At 72.4% G+C, this 15,828-nt stretch carries 8 protein-coding genes; 5 read left to right on the top strand and 3 right to left on the bottom strand.

The features are described 5' to 3' along the window. Window positions 1-43 precede the first annotated feature (43 nt). Window positions 44-742, top strand: a complete 699-nt coding sequence (locus ACLF6P_RS20970) for a TetR/AcrR family transcriptional regulator (protein WP_415952139.1) — start codon at window positions 44-46, stop codon at window positions 740-742. Between the two features lie 136 nt (window positions 743-878). Beyond that, complete coding sequence (gene galE / locus ACLF6P_RS20965) at window positions 879-1,859, top strand: UDP-glucose 4-epimerase GalE (protein ID WP_415952138.1); 981 nt, start codon at window positions 879-881, stop codon at window positions 1,857-1,859. A gap of 171 nt (window positions 1,860-2,030) precedes the next feature. On the opposite strand, the gene ACLF6P_RS20960 is transcribed toward galE, so the two are convergent. Both ACLF6P_RS20960 and ACLF6P_RS20955 read right to left on the bottom strand, forming a co-directional pair. Beyond that, window positions 2,031-3,659 (bottom strand): glycosyltransferase, encoded by a 1,629-nt coding sequence (locus ACLF6P_RS20960; RefSeq protein ID WP_415952137.1) that lies wholly within the window; start codon window positions 3,657-3,659, stop codon window positions 2,031-2,033. A gap of 18 nt (window positions 3,660-3,677) precedes the next feature. Then, complete coding sequence (locus tag ACLF6P_RS20955) at window positions 3,678-7,331, bottom strand: bifunctional glycosyltransferase/CDP-glycerol:glycerophosphate glycerophosphotransferase (protein ID WP_415952135.1); 3,654 nt, start codon at window positions 7,329-7,331, stop codon at window positions 3,678-3,680. A 355-nt stretch (window positions 7,332-7,686) separates the two neighbouring features. Here ACLF6P_RS20955 and ACLF6P_RS20950 point away from each other — a divergent pair, with 355 nt between their 5' ends. Together ACLF6P_RS20950 and ACLF6P_RS20945 are read left to right on the top strand one after the other, a co-directional pair. Continuing rightward, window positions 7,687-9,765: a bifunctional glycosyltransferase/CDP-glycerol:glycerophosphate glycerophosphotransferase gene (locus ACLF6P_RS20950; RefSeq protein WP_415952134.1), complete on the top strand. Its 2,079-nt coding sequence runs from the start codon at window positions 7,687-7,689 to the stop codon at window positions 9,763-9,765. A gap of 169 nt (window positions 9,766-9,934) precedes the next feature. Continuing rightward, a complete protein-coding gene (locus ACLF6P_RS20945; RefSeq protein WP_415952133.1) occupies window positions 9,935-13,507 on the top strand; it encodes a bifunctional glycosyltransferase/CDP-glycerol:glycerophosphate glycerophosphotransferase in 3,573 nt (1,190 codons plus the stop codon). Here ACLF6P_RS20945 and ACLF6P_RS20940 read toward each other — a convergent pair. Then, the gene (locus ACLF6P_RS20940; RefSeq protein WP_415952131.1) at window positions 13,477-14,817 is read right to left on the bottom strand and encodes a capsule biosynthesis protein CapZ; all 1,341 of its coding nucleotides are present in this window, start codon (window positions 14,815-14,817) and stop codon (window positions 13,477-13,479) included. The genes ACLF6P_RS20945 and ACLF6P_RS20940 overlap by 31 nt on opposite strands. Before the next feature lie 207 nt (window positions 14,818-15,024). Here ACLF6P_RS20940 and ACLF6P_RS20935 point away from each other — a divergent pair, with 207 nt between their 5' ends. Further along, complete coding sequence (locus ACLF6P_RS20935) at window positions 15,025-15,819, top strand: class I SAM-dependent methyltransferase (protein ID WP_415952130.1); 795 nt, start codon at window positions 15,025-15,027, stop codon at window positions 15,817-15,819. Window positions 15,820-15,828: the final 9 nt, after the last annotated feature.

Here is a 15,828-nt window from a genome sequence, read left to right as displayed (position 1 = left end):
TCGGAACGCAACCGTTTCGTCGTGACGGACGTATGCTGGGCCGATGACGTCCTCGGCCCCCACCCCCGGTACCGACCCCTCCGCGCCCGGCGGCACAGGCCGGGCCAGGCCCGCCCGCCGCCGCGCCCCGGCCGGTGCCGCGGTGCTGCGCGAGGAGAAGACCGAGGCCATCCGCGCGGCGGTCTTCGCGGAACTCGCCGCGGTCGGCTACGGGCGGATGTCGATCGAGGGCGTGGCGCGCCGCGCGGGCGTCGGCAAGACCGCCGTGTACCGGCGCTGGCGCTCCAAGCTGCACCTGGTCCTCGACCTGGTCTCCGCGGTCGCCGTCCAGGGCCTGCCCGCCCCGGACACCGGATCGCTCGAAGGGGACCTGCGGCTGCTCTACGAGGTCACCGCGCGCGCCCTGCGGCACCCCGTGGCCGCCCAGGTCATCCCGGACCTGCAGGCCGAGGCGGCCCGCAGCCCCGAGATCCGCGATGCCCTGGACAAGGCGCTGCGCGAGGGGCAGCACTCGGTGGCCAGCGGCGTCGTCCGGGCCGCGGTGGCCCGCGGCGAGCTGAGCGAGTCCGTGGACGAGGAGCTGGCCCTCGACCTGATCTCGGGCCCGCTGTACTGGCGCTCGGTCGTGATGCACACAGCGCCCCCGAAGGGTTACCTCGACCGGCTCACGGCCGCGACGGCCGCGGGGCTGCGGGCGATGGAGGGGGCCGGTGTGATGCGGGGGCCGGGCCCCGGAACATGAGGCGGACCCCGCGCGGTCCCGCGGAGAACCGTGGGCATGTCCCACGGAGAACCCGGGGCATGCCCCGCAGGAACTCGGGGCGCGCCCCGAACGTCGTACGAACCACAGCAAACCGCTCGACCGAAACAGGGTGAACATGACCTGGCTGATCACCGGCGGCGCCGGATACATCGGAGCGCATGTCGTCCACGCCATGCGCGCGGCCGGCGAGCAGGCCGTCGTCTTCGACGACCTGTCCACGGGAGTCGCCGAGCGGGTGCCCGAGGACGTCCCGTTCGTCAAGGGCACGGTCCTGGACCGCGCCGCCCTGGAAGCGGCGATCGCCGAGCACGCCGTCACCGGCATCGTCCATCTCGCGGCGAAGAAGCAGGTCGGCGAGTCCGTCGAGCTGCCGCTGCACTACTACCACCAGAACGTCGAGGGCCTGCGCGTCCTGCTCGCAGCCGCGGCGGCCGGCGGGGTGCGCTCCTTCGTGTTCTCCTCCTCGGCCGCCGTCTACGGCATGCCCGATGTGGATCTCGTCACCGAACAGACGCCCTGCGCGCCGATCAACCCGTACGGCGAGACCAAGCTGGCCGGCGAGTGGCTGGTCCGCGCGACGGGCCGCGCCCACGGCCTGGCGACCGCCTCGCTGCGCTACTTCAACGTGGCGGGCGCGGCGCGCCCGGAGCTCGCCGACACCGGTGTCTTCAACATCGTCCCCATGGTCTTCGAGAAGCTCACCGAGGGCGCCTCGCCGCGGATCTTCGGCGACGACTACCCGACACCGGACGGCACCTGCATCCGCGACTACATCCACGTCGCCGACCTCGCCGAGGCCCATGTCGCCGCCGCCCGCAGGCTCGCCGCGGAGCCCGGCAGCGAACTGACGGTCAACATCGGCCGCGGCGAAGGCGTCTCGGTCCGCGAGATGATGGATCTGATCCGCGAGATCACGGGGTACCCGGCCGAGCCCGAGGTCGGCCCCCGCCGCCCCGGAGACCCGGCGCGCGTGGTGGCCTCGGCCGAACGCATCGAGGCCGAGCTGGGCTGGACGGCCCGCCGCGACGTCCGCGACATGATCACCTCGGCCTGGGCGGGCTGGACCCACCACCGCCCGCAGGCCGCGCGCGGCTGACCTTCCCGCCCCCGGAGTACGCGGCCCGGCGCCCACGCGGGCAGGCGCTTCACCGGATGCGAGCGGTAGGGCCCGTGCGACCGGTCGATCCGGGGGCCCGTCCGACCGGCCGATCCGGTGGGGACCCGTCCGACCGGCCGAGCCGGTAGGGCCGGCCGGTCGGGCGGGCCCCTACCCCTGCAGCACCCGCAGCGCCCGGTGGGCCCGCCGCCGCAGGACCCGGGCCACCCCCCGCACCCCGGGGGCGACCCGCACGGCGAGGTCCCCCCGGTTCGTCGCATACGGCTGCACGAGCCGCACCCCGTACCGCAGATCGCGTACGGCCGTCCGCCGCATCCCGGACCCGTCCACCGCCCGCGCCGTGGTCCGTCGGCTGGTGCCGTCCGCGAACCGCACCCGCAGCCGTACGTCCCACACCCCGGCCCTCGGGTCCAGCGCCCCCAGGTCGAACAGCACCTCGGCCGTCCAGCTCCCGTCCGGCGCCGGCGACCCCGCCTCCGCCCGCCACGCCGCCGTGCGCCGCACTCCGCGCGCCACCCCGGACCGGTCGCGCAGCTCGACCTCCACGGTGCTGGGCCCGGCCTCCGCGACCCGTCCGTACAGCTCGTACAGCCGGAGCCCGAGCACCGAGACGCGCGGCCGTGTCCGCAGGCTCGCGTCGACGGTGAGCGGGAGCAGCCGTACGGGGTGGCCGAGCAGCTGCCCGAGGTGCACCTGCGGCAGCTCCCCGGACCACACCGGCCCGCCGTCCCCACTCCGCGCGTACGGCGGGACGAGCCGGGCCGGGCGCGCGGCGAGCTGCTTGAGGCGCGGCAGGTCGACGGGCGGCGGCGAGGCCAGGATCACCTGCGCGGTCACCCTTCCGGGCGCCGCCGCACGCCCCAGATCGGCCTCGTCGAAGGTGGCGAGATACTCGCGCGTGAGCCGCCACCACTCGGCGCGGTACTCCGGGGTGCGCCGGTCCAGTTCCGTCACGTACATCGGCAGCTCGTGCTCGGCGAACTTCGCGCGTGCCGCCCGGGCCAGCTCCTGCTCGCCCGCCGTGGCGAGGATCCGGACGGCCTCGCGGTGCGCCGCCGTCCGTGCCTGCCAGTTGGCGATGTCCGCGCGGTCGAGCGAGAGGGACAGCTTCCGCGCCGAGCGCCGTACCTGCCAGACGTAGACCGGATCGGGGACCAGCGCGATCCGGGGCCCGGCGGCGAGCAGCCGCGCGCCGAAGACGAAGTCCTCGTAGACGAAGCGTCCGTCGGGGAAGCGGATGCCGTGCTCGCGCAGGAAGCCGGTGCGGTAGAGCTTGTTGACGCAGAGCGTGTCGTGCACCAGGCGCGGGCGCCGCCGCGGGTGCCCGACGACCGACGGGGTGCCGTAGAGCGCGGGCTGCCAGGGCACCTCGCGGCCCGAGGGCAGTTCGCGGCGCACGCACAGACCGGCCGCCACCTGGGCGCCGTGTTCGCCCACGGCCGTGAGCAGCGCGTCCACGGCGCCCGGCGGCAGTACGTCGTCGCTGTCCAGGAACATCACATACGGACAGGCGCAGGCGTCGATGCCGTCATTGCGCGGGGTGCCGCAGCCGCCGCTGTTGGTGGGGCGTGCGAGCACCCTGAGCCGGGGCTCCTCGGCGGCGAGCCGCCCCAGGATCTCGCGGCTTCCGTCCGTCGAGCAGTCGTCGACGGCGAGCACCTCCCCTACGGCCGCGCCCTGGCCGAGGGCGGAGCGCACCGCCTCGGCCACATGGGTGGCGTCGTTGTAGCCGATGACGACGACGCAGACCTGGGGTGTGGACGGCCGCGGGCTCTCCATGCGGACACATCGTAGTGACTAATTGTCTGCTTTGTAATCCATTGCGCCCTGAATCCAGTCCGCCACCCGCTCCGCCGCCCGCCCGTCGTCGAGCCCCCCGTGCGCCTGCCGGAAGGCGGCATAGGCGTCCGCGTGCCGGGCCGCAAGCGCGTCCAGATCGCGCAGCGCCTCGGCGACCTCCCCGGTGGAGGCGAGCAGCGGGCCGGGGGCGGCCGTCTCGAAGTCGAGGGTGAAGCCGCGCACGGTGTCGCGGTAGTGCTCCAGGTCGTAGGTGTGGAAGAGCATCGGCCGGCCCGTGTGCGCGAAGTCGAACATCAGGGAGGAGTAGTCGGTGATCAGCACGTCGGCGATGAGGAGGAGCTCGGAGGCGTACGGGTAGGCGGTCACATCCCGTACGAACGGGGCCCGCGCCCCGGGCAGCCGGCCCGCTGTGAGCGGGTGGCGGCGCACGAGGAGTACGTGGTCCTCGCCGAGGGCCCGTTCGAGGGCCGGGAAGTCGAGCGCGGCCTCGTGCCGGAAGCGGCCGCCCGGGTGCGGGAGATGCTCGCGGCAGGTGGGCGCGTAGAGCACGACGCGGCGCTCGTCCTCGGGCGCGAGGCCCAGCTCGGCGCGTACCCGCTCGGCGAGCTTCTCGCGGTCCTCGGCGAACAGCACGTCGTTGCGCGGCGATCCGGCCTCCAGGACCGGGCCCTCGTAGGCGAGCGCGCGCGGCAGTACGGAACCGGCGTGCCGGCCGGGGGAGACCAGGAGGCTCCACTGCGCCGAGCGGCGGGGCAGGGCGGCGAGCTCACAGTGGTCGGCGTAGAGGGTGCCGGTGAGATCAGCGCCCAGGCGCTTGAGCGGCGTGCCGTGCCAGGTCTGCACGACCTGCTGGCCCGCGCGCCGTTCGAACCACTCGGGCAGCTGACCGTCCGTGATGATGATCCGGCTGGTGGCCAGCGCCTCGTACCACGCGGCGCTCGACTCGGCGACCGGGCGGGCGGCGGGCGGTACGAGGGTCTGCTCGTCGCGGGTGACCCACAGGTGCTCGAACTCGACGGAGCGCCTGAGAAGTTCCTCGTGCACGGCGCGCGGCGAGTCGCCGCCGGTGTGCCCGGCCGTGGAGCCGCCCGCGAGGTGGTTCGTGGGACCGCCGCCCGCGTACAGGACCGCCTCGCGCAGCGGCAGCGCGCGCCGCGCCGCGTAGTGCGTGGCGCGCAGCCGGGCCTGCCGGTACGCCCCGCGCTCGGCTGCGGTGAGGGCGGAGCCCGATTCGATCAGGAGCCGGTCGCCGAAGCGCCGGGCGAGGGTGAACTGCCGCCCCGCGCCTCCCGCGCCTCCCGCGCCTCCCGCGCCTCCCGCGCCTCCCGCGCCTTCCCGTCCCGTGTGCTCCCCGTCGGCAGGGAGCGCCGCACCCAGCGAGGCGAGCACCCGCACCGGAACCCCTTCGCCCGCCTCGTGCCTCTCGCGCAGGAACAGGTACCAGCAGCCCTCCGGCAGCGGCCGTCCGCCGTGCGCGGTCGAGGGGCGGAACGCGGCGCGGAACCGGTCCGCCGAGCGCGCGAGCGGGACGGTCACCTCGGCGAGGTCGGCCCCGTGCCGCAGCACCAGTTCGGCCGGGCCCCAGCTGTCCTCGGCCGCCGTGCCCTCGACGAGCAGGACACCCTCGTCGAGCCAGTGCGCGGTGTCGACGACGGGCTGCCGGCTCAGCTCGATCACCAGCTCCCCGCTGTCGTCGGCGGTGGCGCAGACCTCGCGCCCGACGGCGTACCGGGCGCGCCCGGTCGCATAGCGGCCGGGCGGCAGACCCGCGCGGGCCGCGAGCGGCCTGAGCGCACCGCCGGGCAGTACGAGACGGGCCTGCCAGCGGTCGCCGTGCCGCGGTTCGACCTCCTTGGGAGCGCGGTGCGGACTGGGCGGCACCTGCTCCAGATCGTCCAGCGGCACCCGTACGGCGAAGTCCTCGCCACTCACGTCCATCGGATAGTCGTACGTGTGCTCCCGGTGGGTGAGCCGCAGCGCCTCGGGCCGCGTCCCGTGGTGCAGCCGCCCGCGTAGCACCATGGCGTCGTCGTCCCGCTCATGGGCCTCCACCCGCGCCGCGTACTCCTGGATCCGCAGCACGAGCCGCCCCTGCGAGTAACCGAGCACCAGAAGCATCCCGTCGCCGAGTTCCCGTACGAGGGACTGCGTGGCCGGGCCGTCCGGGGCGCGCACCGCCGCGCACTTCACCAGGCCGTGCCCGGCGACGACCACCCCGAGCAGCCAGGTGCCGGGGCGCCAGCGCCCGCCGGTCCGCAGCCGCGCGGGATCGATGCGCATCTCGAAGCCCGCCTGGTCGTAGCAGTGCAGCTCCTGGCCGGAGGCGAGGGTGGCTTCCGGGCGCGGGACGGTGCGGGTGGGGACGCGGCGCAGCCGGGTGCGGCTCTGCGCGGACTTGAGGAGGCCCGCCTTGACCGAGTGCCCGGGGCGGGTGGCCTCCAGGTTGCGGACGTACGCGTAGCCGCTGATCCGCAGCAGCCCGTCCGCGCCCCAGCGGGCCTCCTCGACCCGTGCCACGGCGGGCAGTTCACGCCGACCGAGCCGGGTCAGGCGCCGTGGCACCCCCGCGATGCCAGGGAAGACGGCCCGTCTGCGCAGCGGGCCGCCGCGCACCGCGAACGTGGCCTTGTTGCGCTGCTCGTGCGACAGGAGCGCGATCAGGTCGTCCTCGAGCCCCTCCCGTACGAGCTGCCACTTGAGCCGCAGACCGACCGGCAGTTCATGGATCAGCGCGGGCCCGGCGCGCTCGATGAACGCGGCGGCCGAGGAGAGGAACGCGGTGCGGTACTCGGGGCCGCCCAGCGGCAGTCCGTCGAGGAAGTAGAGGAAATCGTCGCGCAGGCAGGACAGGTCGTAGGTCCGCCGATGGCGCGGGAAACGTTCCGCCAGGAAGCGGCTCACGCTCTCGCAGGCGGCGAACCGGTCGCGTACGCCCCTGACCTCCGTACGCCGCCGGGTGATCGAACCCTCGCGCACGCGCCAGTAGTAGACGTGGCCGTCGAGGACGTCGACGGATTCGGCGAGGAAGTGTGCCGGGATCATCACCGGGGTGTCCTCGTAGAGCCTGCCCTCGGGGAAGGTGAACTCGTGCGCCTGCCAGAAGGAGCGCCGGAACACCTTGTTCCATGCCACCCGGTCCGCGAGCAGCGCGGGATCGCGGGTGATGTGGGTGCCGGTGCGCGGCCGGGTCAGCCACTTGTACTGCCAGGCCTGCTGCCGGCCGCGCTCGCCCAGGCGCCAGACGTTGCCGCTCGCGAAGTCCGAACCGGAGGCGTCCAGGCTCGCGGTCAGCCGCTCGTACGCGTCGTGCGGCACGATGTCGTCGCTGTCCGCGAAGGCCAGGAACTGCGTACGCGGATCCGCCGCGCGCACCCCGGTGTTGCGGGCGGCGCTCAGGCCCGCGTTCTCCTGCCGCACATAGCGGAATCGCGGATCGCGGGCCGCGAAGGTGCGGGCGATCCGCGGGCTGTCGTCGGTGGAGCCGTCGTCGACGAGGACGACATCGAGCTCCTGGAGGGTCTGTCCCGCGATCGAGCGCAGACAGTCGGCGAGGTGGTCCTCGACGTTGTGGACGGGGACGACGACGGTGAGGCGGGGGAGCGGAGCCGTGGGGCGCGGGCGTGGGGCGGCAGGACGGTGGCTGTGCTGCACGGGGCGGGCCTTTCTGCGATGAGCGAGACCGGTGGTGCCGTGTCCGCCCTGTTTGCCCGCTTACCTCCCTCCGGCGTCAACTTCCCGCCGCTGATTCCCTGTAACGAGTGATGGAGGGGGCGCCTGTTGTCGCATTAGGCACACCGCAGCCGGATGCCCGAGTCGAGCCCCGGCCCGCACTCGGCGGCATCCGGGCCCGCACCCGGCGGCATCCGGGTCCGCACCCGGTGGCGTCCAGGTCCACGCCCGGCCGGCCCCCGGCCCGCACCCGGCGGCATCCCGGCCCGTACGCCCGCCGGGCGGAGATCCCTCCGGTCTTCGACACCGTCCGCACCGGTGGCTACCTTCGTCCGGTATGGCCCGTTTCTCCGTTGTCGTACCCGCCCATCGTGTCCAGGGCTACCTGCGGGAATGTCTGGAATCCGTGCTCGCCCAGTCCTTCACCGACCTCGAACTCATCGTCGTCGACGACTGCTCACCGGACGCCTGCGCGGCCATCGCCGCGGAATACGCGGAACGCGACCCCCGGCTCCGCCTCATCCGCCTCGCCGAACACAGCGGCACCGGAGCCGCCCGCAACACCGGCGCGGAGCACGCCCGCGGCGAGTTCCTGCTCTTCCTCGACGGCGACGACCTGCTGCTGCCCGGCGCCCTCGACACCCTCGACGCGTCCCTGGACGCCACGACCGACGTGCTGATCTTCGGACACGACAAGATCGACTGGTGGGAGACCGTGGAGCCGGGTGGCGACCGGCTCACCGAAGGCGCCGAGCCGCTCGCCGTGACCCCCGCCGTCTGGAACCGCGTGCTGCGCCGCTCGTTCTGGCTCGCGCACCGCCTCCGCTTCGACGAGGGACCGTACGACGAGATCGTCCCCGTCCATCGCGCCACCCTGCTCGCCGCCGACCGGCAGCGGCTGCGCCTGCTCGACCGGGCCTGCGTCCGCTGGCGCCGCCGCCGCGGCAGCAGCCACTCCACCACCCCCGGCCGCGCCCACTTCACCCTCGTCGAACGCTACGAACGCCTCCTCGACTCCCCGTCCGGCCCCCGCCTCTTCCCGTACGCCGTCGACCACCTGCTCGCCGTGCTCGCCGACCCGGGCCGCATCCGCCCCGCCGACCGCGCCGACTTCTTCCGCGCGGCCGCCCGCCTCCACCGCACCTACCGGCCCGTCGACCAGGAACCCGCCGGCGAGGCCGCACGCGCGCTCGCCACCGGCTCGTACGCCGCCTTCGAAACCCTCCGGGCCGCGGGCGGCCGCATCCAGGCGGCCCGCTCGGCCCTCACCCGGCACCACAAGCGGCTGCGCGGCGCCGTCATGAAGCTCGCCTACCGAGCCGACCGCCGCCGCGCCCTCGACCCGAACCTCGCGGTCTACAGCGCGTACTGGAACCGCACCCCCTCCTGCAACCCCCTGGCCGTCTACGAGAAGGCCCGCGAACTCGCCCCGCACATCAAGGGCGTCTGGGTGGTCGCCGGCCGCCACCGCCACCGGGTCCCGGCGGGGCTGCCGTACGTCATCGAGGGCTCACGCCGCTACTGGCAGGTCATGGCCCGCGCGACCTACCTGGTCAACAACGCCTCGTTCCCCGGCGGTTTCGTCAAACGCCCCGGCCAGGTCTATCTGCAGACCCACCACGGCACCCCGCTCAAGAAGATGGGCCTCGACCAGCGCCGCTACCCCGCGGGCACGCACGGCATCAGCTTTCAGAAGGTCCTCGACCACACCGACCAGTGGGACTACAGCCTCTCCGCCAACCCGCACTCCACCGAGGTCTGGGAACGCGTCTACCCCTCCTCGTACCAGGCCCTGGAGCTCGGCTATCCCCGCAACGACGTCTACGCGCACGCCACCACCGAGGACCGGGCGCGCATCCGCTCCTCGCTCGGCATCGGCGCGGACCGCACCGTCCTCCTCTACGCCCCCACCCACCGCGACTACCAGAAGGGCTTCCTGCCCCGCCTCGACCTGCCGCGCCTGGTCCGCGCACTGGGCCCCACGTACGTCCTCCTGGTGCGTGCCCACTACTTCTACGGCGCCACCGCATCGCTCGCCGGACACCCGCAGATCCTCGACGCGACCGCACATCCACGCGTCGAGGAGCTCTGCCTCGCCTCCGACGCGCTGATCACGGACTACTCGTCCCTGATGTTCGACTACGCCTGCCTGGACCGCCCGCTCATCACCTACGCCCCCGACTGGCAGGCCTACCGCCTCGCCCGCGGCGCCTACTTCGACCTCCTGTCCGGCACCCCCGGCCAGACCCCGGGCGCGATCGCCACCGACGAGGACGAACTGATCTCCCTGCTCCGGGACGGCGGCTGGGACACCGAGCGGACGACGAAGCTGCGGGAGGCCTTCCGGGCGCGCTTCTGCCCGTACGAGGACGGGCGGGCGGCGGAGCGGGTGGTTCGGGCCGTGTTCGGGGTATGACAGGGGGGGGGACGCGCCCGGCGCGCGTCACACGCGCGGACCCACCCGACGCGCGCCACCGGGCACCGTTCATACGGCATTCCCTCAACTGCCGCATTCGGCGTAACCGACCGCGCTCCGCGCGAGTTAGGCGCTGATGCCTCGAACAGCCGGAGTTGAAAGGTTCCCGATGCCTCGTCTCAGCATCATCGTGCCCATCTACAAGGTCGAGCCGTTCGTGCGCGAATGCCTTCAGTCGCTCGCGGACCAGAGCTTCACGGACCTTGAAGTGGTCATGGTGGACGACGGGTCTCCGGACGCCTCCGCGGACGTCGCCGTCGAGTTCGAACGGCGGGACTCCCGCTTCCGGCTGATCCGGCAGGAGAACGCCGGTCTCGGCGCGGCCCGCAACAAGGGCATCGCGCACATGGACCCGGCCGCGGAGTTCCTCGCCTTCGTCGACAGCGACGACATCGTGCCGACCGAGGCGTACCGGCTGATGATCGAGGCCCTGGACGCCTCCGGATCCGACTTCGTCACCGGCAACGCGCACCATGTGAACTCCGCCCGCACCTGGCAGGTGCCGATGCTGAGGATGCTTGCCCGCGAGGACCTGCGGCGCACCAGCATCCGCGAGCTGAGCTCCCTGATCGCCGACCGCATCGCCTGCAACAAGGTGTTCCGGCGCAGCTTCTGGGAACGCAACGGCCTGAGCTTCCCCGAGGGAATGCTGCACGAGGACATCCCCGTCGTGCTGCGCGCGCACTACCTCGCCGAGGCCGTCGACGTCGTGGCGGAGCCCTGCTACCTGTGGCGGCTGCGCACCCTCGCCGGGGAACAGTCGATCACCCAGCGCCGCGGGGAGCCCGCCGCCATCCGCGGCCGGGGCGCCGCAGTCCTGTCCGTGAGCCGCTTCCTCGCCGAGCGCCCGGAGCCGGAATTCGCCGAGTACAAGGCGCAGTACGACCTCAGCGTCCTCAAGGACGACTTCCGAAGCTATCTGATGCTGCTGCCCGATGCCGGTGAGGAGTACCGGCAGGCCTTCATGGAGGAGACCGGGCGCTTCCTCGACCAGGTGGACTGCCGGGCGGTCCTGCCCCGGCTCGGGCTGCGGGCCCGCGAGCAGTGGCTCGCCGTGCGCGCGGGCTCCCTCGACGCCCTGCTCGCCTCCCTGGAGGCGGCCTCGCGCAACACCCCCGTGCAGGTACGGGGATTCTGGCGGCGCCGGGCGCACTTCCCCGAGCTGACCCGCACCGGACGGGTGCCCGCGAAACTGCTGCGGCTCGACAAGGAACTGCGTTTCCACAACGCGGCACGCACCGTCGAATGGTCCGACGGCAAGCTGCTGATCCGCGCCGACGCCTGGATCAGCATGGTCGACGCACCCACCCGCCGCAGCCAGGTCAAGATGGCCTACCTTCACCGGGCGGGCTCCAAGCGCCCGCTGCCGCTGCCCGTGCGCCAGGTGTACCAGCCGGAGCGCACCGCCCGCTCCGGCGGCTACGGGCACACCTACGACTGGGCGGGCTACGAGCTGGTGCTCGACCCGCGCAAGCTGAAGACGAACGGCCGCTGGGCCGAGGGCACCTGGCAGCTCGGCATCGCGGTGGCGGCGCCCGGGGTGTTCCGCCGCGGACCGATCCGCACCGAGAGCAAAGGACACCCCGCCGGCACCCCCGAACCCCGGTGGGTCGACGAGCACCACCGGGTGCGCGTCTACGCCGTCGACAACCGGCTGTACGTGGATGTCGAACGGGTCCGCGCCCATGTCACCGGATACCGCCTCGACGGCGAGCACCTGCTCGTCGAGGGCGAGTTCCGCGAGCCGCTGCCCGCGGGCGCGCACGCCGCGCTGCGCCTGAGGGTGGCCGACTCCGACGCCACCACCGACTACCCGGTCGAGACGGCGGACCGGAGCTTCGCCGTCCGGCTGCCGCTCGCCGAGATCGCCCCCAACCAGTACGCCGAACCCGCACCCGACGAGGAGACCGCCGGGCGGCATCACGTCTGGGCCACCCGGCTCATCATCACCCGCGCCGACGGCTCGCAACACGACTGCGCCGCCGTGCTGCCCGACGGCCTCACCGGCGCCGAGTTCCCGCTGCCGCGCGGCGAGATCGCCGTGACCTCCCGGCACACCGGCGAGCTGAAGCTCTGGAGCCGGCCGCCGCACGCCGTCCTCACCCGCCTCACCTGGACACCGGACGGCGAGCTGCGGCTCGCGGGCCGCACCCTGCACCACCTGGAGCGGCCCCAGCTCGTGCTGCGCAGCACGGGCCGCGCCGAGGAGAAGGTGCTGCCCGCCCGGTACGTGCGCGAGGACGACGGAAGCGGCCGCTTCGAGGCCGCCGTCTCACCCGCCCAGGTGCCCACGGCGGCGGGCCTGCTGCCGCTCAGGACGGGACGCTGGCGCCTGCTGCTGCGCTGCGCCGCCACGGGGCTCGACCTCCATGTGAAGATCGACCGGACGGCCGTACGGGAGGTCGACCAGACCCCTGTGGAGTCCGGCGGGCGCCGCTTCCAGACGGAGATCCACCACTACGACACCCCGGAAGTCTTCTCCCACTCGGAGCTGGAGCTTTCCGAGCGCGGCGCGTACCGCCAGCTCCAGCTGCAGCGCCAGGTGTACGCACCGTTGCGGGACACCCCGCTGCGCGAGAGCGTCGTCTACTTCAGCTACAACGGCAAGCAGTACTCGGACAGCCCGCGCGCCATCCACGAGGAACTCGTGCGCCGCGAAGAGGACCTCGAACACCTGTGGACCGTGCGCGACGGACAGGTGAAGCTGCCCGCGAGCACCGCACCCCTGCCCATGTGGGGCACCAAGTGGTACGAGGCGCTGGCGACCTCGCGCTATGTGGTCACCAACGCGCATCTGCCGGACTGGTTCCGGCGCCGCGAGGGCCAGATCGTCGTGCAGACCTGGCACGGCACCATGCTGAAGAAGATCGGCTTCGACATCGCAAAGCCGCAGTTCGACCGCCTCTACCGGGACAAGCTGCGCCGCGAGACCGGAAACTGGAGTCTGCTGGTCTCGGCGAACTCCTTCAGCACCCCCATCCTCAAGCGCGCCTTCGGCTTCGACGGGGAGATCCTGCAGGCCGGCTATCCGCGCAACGACTGCCTGTACGCCGCGGACCGCGCAGAACGCGCCGCCGAGATCAAGGAGCGGCTGGGGCTGCCACAGGACAAGAAGGTCGTGCTGTACGCGCCCACCTGGCGCGATGACCTCACCCACGGTGGCGGCAACTTCAAATTCGACCTCCGGCTGGACCTCGCCGAGGCCCGCCGGCGGCTCGGCGACAGCCATGTCCTGCTCGTACGGCGCCACTCCAACGTCGTGGACAGCGTGCCCGGAGCCGGCGAGGGCTTCGTGTACGACGTCTCCGAGTACCCGGACATCGCCGACCTCTACCTGGTCAGCGATGTCCTGATCACCGACTACTCCTCGGCGATGTTCGACTACGCCAACCTCGGCCGCCCCATGCTGTTCTTCACCTACGACCTGGAGCACTACCGCGACACCCTGCGCGGCTTCTACTTCGACTTCGAGGCCGACGCGCCCGGCCCGCTGCTCGCCACGAGCGACGCGGTGCTCGGCGCGCTGCTCGACATCGAGGCCGTCAAGGAGAAGTACGCCGACTCGGCCGCCCGGTTCCGGCGCCGCTTCTGCGACTTCGGAGACGGGGCGGCGGCGCAGCGGGTCGTGGACCGGATGCTGGAACTGGGGGCTCAGCCGCCGAAGACGATGTCCAGGACGTGAGACATCCGCACGTCATAGACGTGCGTCCCCGGCTTGACCAGGCCCTCGCTGCGCTTGTACTTCCAGCCGTTGTTCACCCCCTGGTAGTGCCGGTGGTGGATCCGCTCGCTGTGCTCGGCGCCCGCGCCGACGACTCCGTGCACCCGCCACTGGGTGGTGTGGTCGTCCTGCATCCCCGGCAGGACGGTCCACTTCACCGTCGTGGTCCCCGGTGCCCGGTGCCGGTAGTCGACGAAGCGGCGCTGGCGCAGCGGGCTGAGTTCCTTCGTGGTCGCCTTGGCGATCCAGTGCCCTGCATACGTCACCGCACCCGTCTCCGACTCCGCCGCATGCGCGAACACGCTCCGGGCGTCGTCGGTGAGAACCAGTTCGTCGATGTCGGCGCTGATCACCCCTGCCGCCTTGGAGAGGTAGCGGAAGCGCCCGTGTTCGAGGAGCGAGTACTGGCAGTAATCGGAATCCCAGACCTTGTTGGGGCCGGCGTTGGGGCCCCACGGGTAATTCCAGGGAATGATGACCGCCGTGGTGATCCCGTCGACCGAGGCGATCGCGTCGGCGACATCGCGGGCCGTGTACCGGGTGGAGTCGTTGTCGTAGAAAACGACCCCGGTGACGCCGTGCACGATGTGGTAATACCGCAGGAAATCCTTGATCCAGACGAGATCGTTGTCCTTGGATTTCGTGATGATGGTGCGCTGGTCCGCGAACAGTTCGGAATCGTCCGGCGCGATCACCGAGCGGAACTTCTCCTCGCCCACCGAGAGGTTCAGATGGCGTCCCGCGCCCGCGCCCACGATCCGTGAGCGCTGCGTACGGCCCCAGTCGCGCAGTGACACCGCCGCACCGACATCGACGCCGTCGACCTGCCAGTCGGCCGCCTCCAGATCGGCGCGCAGGTTGTTGAGCGGGGGACCGGAGAGCCATACGTCGTCCCCGTGCCGGAAGGCGTCGTAGAACAGCGTCCGGGCATCGAACTTCTCCAGGTAGTCGGCCTGCCGGTCGGCCGGATCGCGGGGCGGGTCGCGGCGCAGCGGGGAGCCGGACGGCAGGATCATCCCGTTCGGCCGGACCACCTTGACGGTCCGGTGCGCGGGCGTGGTCGAGCGGCGCAGCTCCCAGTCCTCGCGGGCCTCGCGGATCGGCCGCAGGAACTCCTCCAGGGTCGGGGTGCCCGAAGCCCGGGCGATCCGCTCGTTCTCCGCCTCAAGACGGGCGACCCGGTGGCCGAGCCGCGCCACCTCCGCCCGCAGGTCCTCGGTGGATTCCCGCGCGGGCAGCACGTCCGCCTGCCGGGTGGCATCAGATGTCATCCTCGCTCCTCGGTGCGTTTCTGGTCACGGTCACTTCTGTGCGCTCTCGCTGTTGATGACCAACGAACAGCTGGGCGGAAAGCCACGAGCCGGACCCCGGGTGAATAACCAAGGCGGCCCCCGAGTCGTTGAGTGGAACGGCGAGCTGTCCGACCTCGGCGCGCCCTCCGACTCGTGTTTCAACTCAGCCTCTGCCCAGGAGAGTTCATGAAAATCTTCAGAAGATCCACCACGAAGCCGAAAGCCGCCGAGCAGACGGCGAAGGTGCCCGCAGAGGTGGACACCGACCAGATCATTCGTTCGCTCAAGGAACAGACCAGGACTCTCAACAACGCGATCACCGGAATCCGCAAACAGCTGGAGCACCAGCCTTATGTGGTGGCCGAGTTGATGCGCCGCTACGAGTACCTCATCGACAGCCCCATGCCGATGCCGGTGCTCGGTGCCAACTGGGCCGCGATCGCGCCCACGGTCCTGTTCATCGTCGACGAGGTGCTCGGCCGCGACGGCCGCCGCACCATGCTGGAGTGCGGCTCCGGGGCCTCCACCCTCTGGACGGCGGCGGCGCTGCGCAAGTGCGGCGAAGGGCATGTCACCTCCGTCGAGCACGACAGTGCCTTCGCCGAGGCGACCCGGCAGCGGCTCGCGGACCACGGCCTGGAGGAGTGGGCCACGGTGGTGGACGCCCCGCTCGTCGACACCGATGTCGCCGGCCTGGGCTCGCGCCAGCCCTGGTACGACCTGTCCGGGCTCGGTGACCTCGCCGAGGTCGACCTGCTCTTCGTCGACGGGCCGCCCCGCCCCACCGCCTCGCTCGCCCGCTACCCCGCCCTTGAGCAGCTGCTGCCGCGCCTGGCCAAGGGCGCCCTCGTCGTCCTCGACGACACCAACCGCAAGGACGAGCGGGACATCATCAGGCTGTGGACGGCCGAAGGCGCATTCGACCGTCGCGTCACCTTCGTCAAGGACGTGGCCCGCTCCACGGTCCTCGAAATCGACTGAGCCCGGTCG

Origin of the sequence: Streptomyces lothianensis (assembly GCF_047779955.1) — a bacterium.
Classification (GTDB): domain Bacteria; phylum Actinomycetota; class Actinomycetes; order Streptomycetales; family Streptomycetaceae; genus Streptomyces.
Note: the sequence above shows the minus strand (reverse complement) of the source record. Positions and strands in the feature narration are given on the sequence as shown.

What these genes read in the sequence shown, in the direction of transcription:
- ACLF6P_RS20970 (WP_415952139.1), top strand. Translation starts at nt 44, where the DNA reads ATGACGTCCTCGGCCCCCACCCCCGGTACCGACCCCTCCGCGCCCGGC.
- ACLF6P_RS20935 (WP_415952130.1), top strand. Translation starts at nt 15,025, where the DNA reads ATGAAAATCTTCAGAAGATCCACCACGAAGCCGAAAGCCGCCGAGCAG.
- ACLF6P_RS20945 (WP_415952133.1), top strand. Translation starts at nt 9,935, where the DNA reads ATGCCTCGTCTCAGCATCATCGTGCCCATCTACAAGGTCGAGCCGTTC.
- ACLF6P_RS20950 (WP_415952134.1), top strand. Translation starts at nt 7,687, where the DNA reads ATGGCCCGTTTCTCCGTTGTCGTACCCGCCCATCGTGTCCAGGGCTAC.
- ACLF6P_RS20940 (WP_415952131.1), bottom strand. Translation starts at nt 14,817, where the DNA reads ATGACATCTGATGCCACCCGGCAGGCGGACGTGCTGCCCGCGCGGGAA.
- ACLF6P_RS20960 (WP_415952137.1), bottom strand. Translation starts at nt 3,659, where the DNA reads ATGGAGAGCCCGCGGCCGTCCACACCCCAGGTCTGCGTCGTCGTCATC.
- galE (WP_415952138.1), top strand. Translation starts at nt 879, where the DNA reads ATGACCTGGCTGATCACCGGCGGCGCCGGATACATCGGAGCGCATGTC.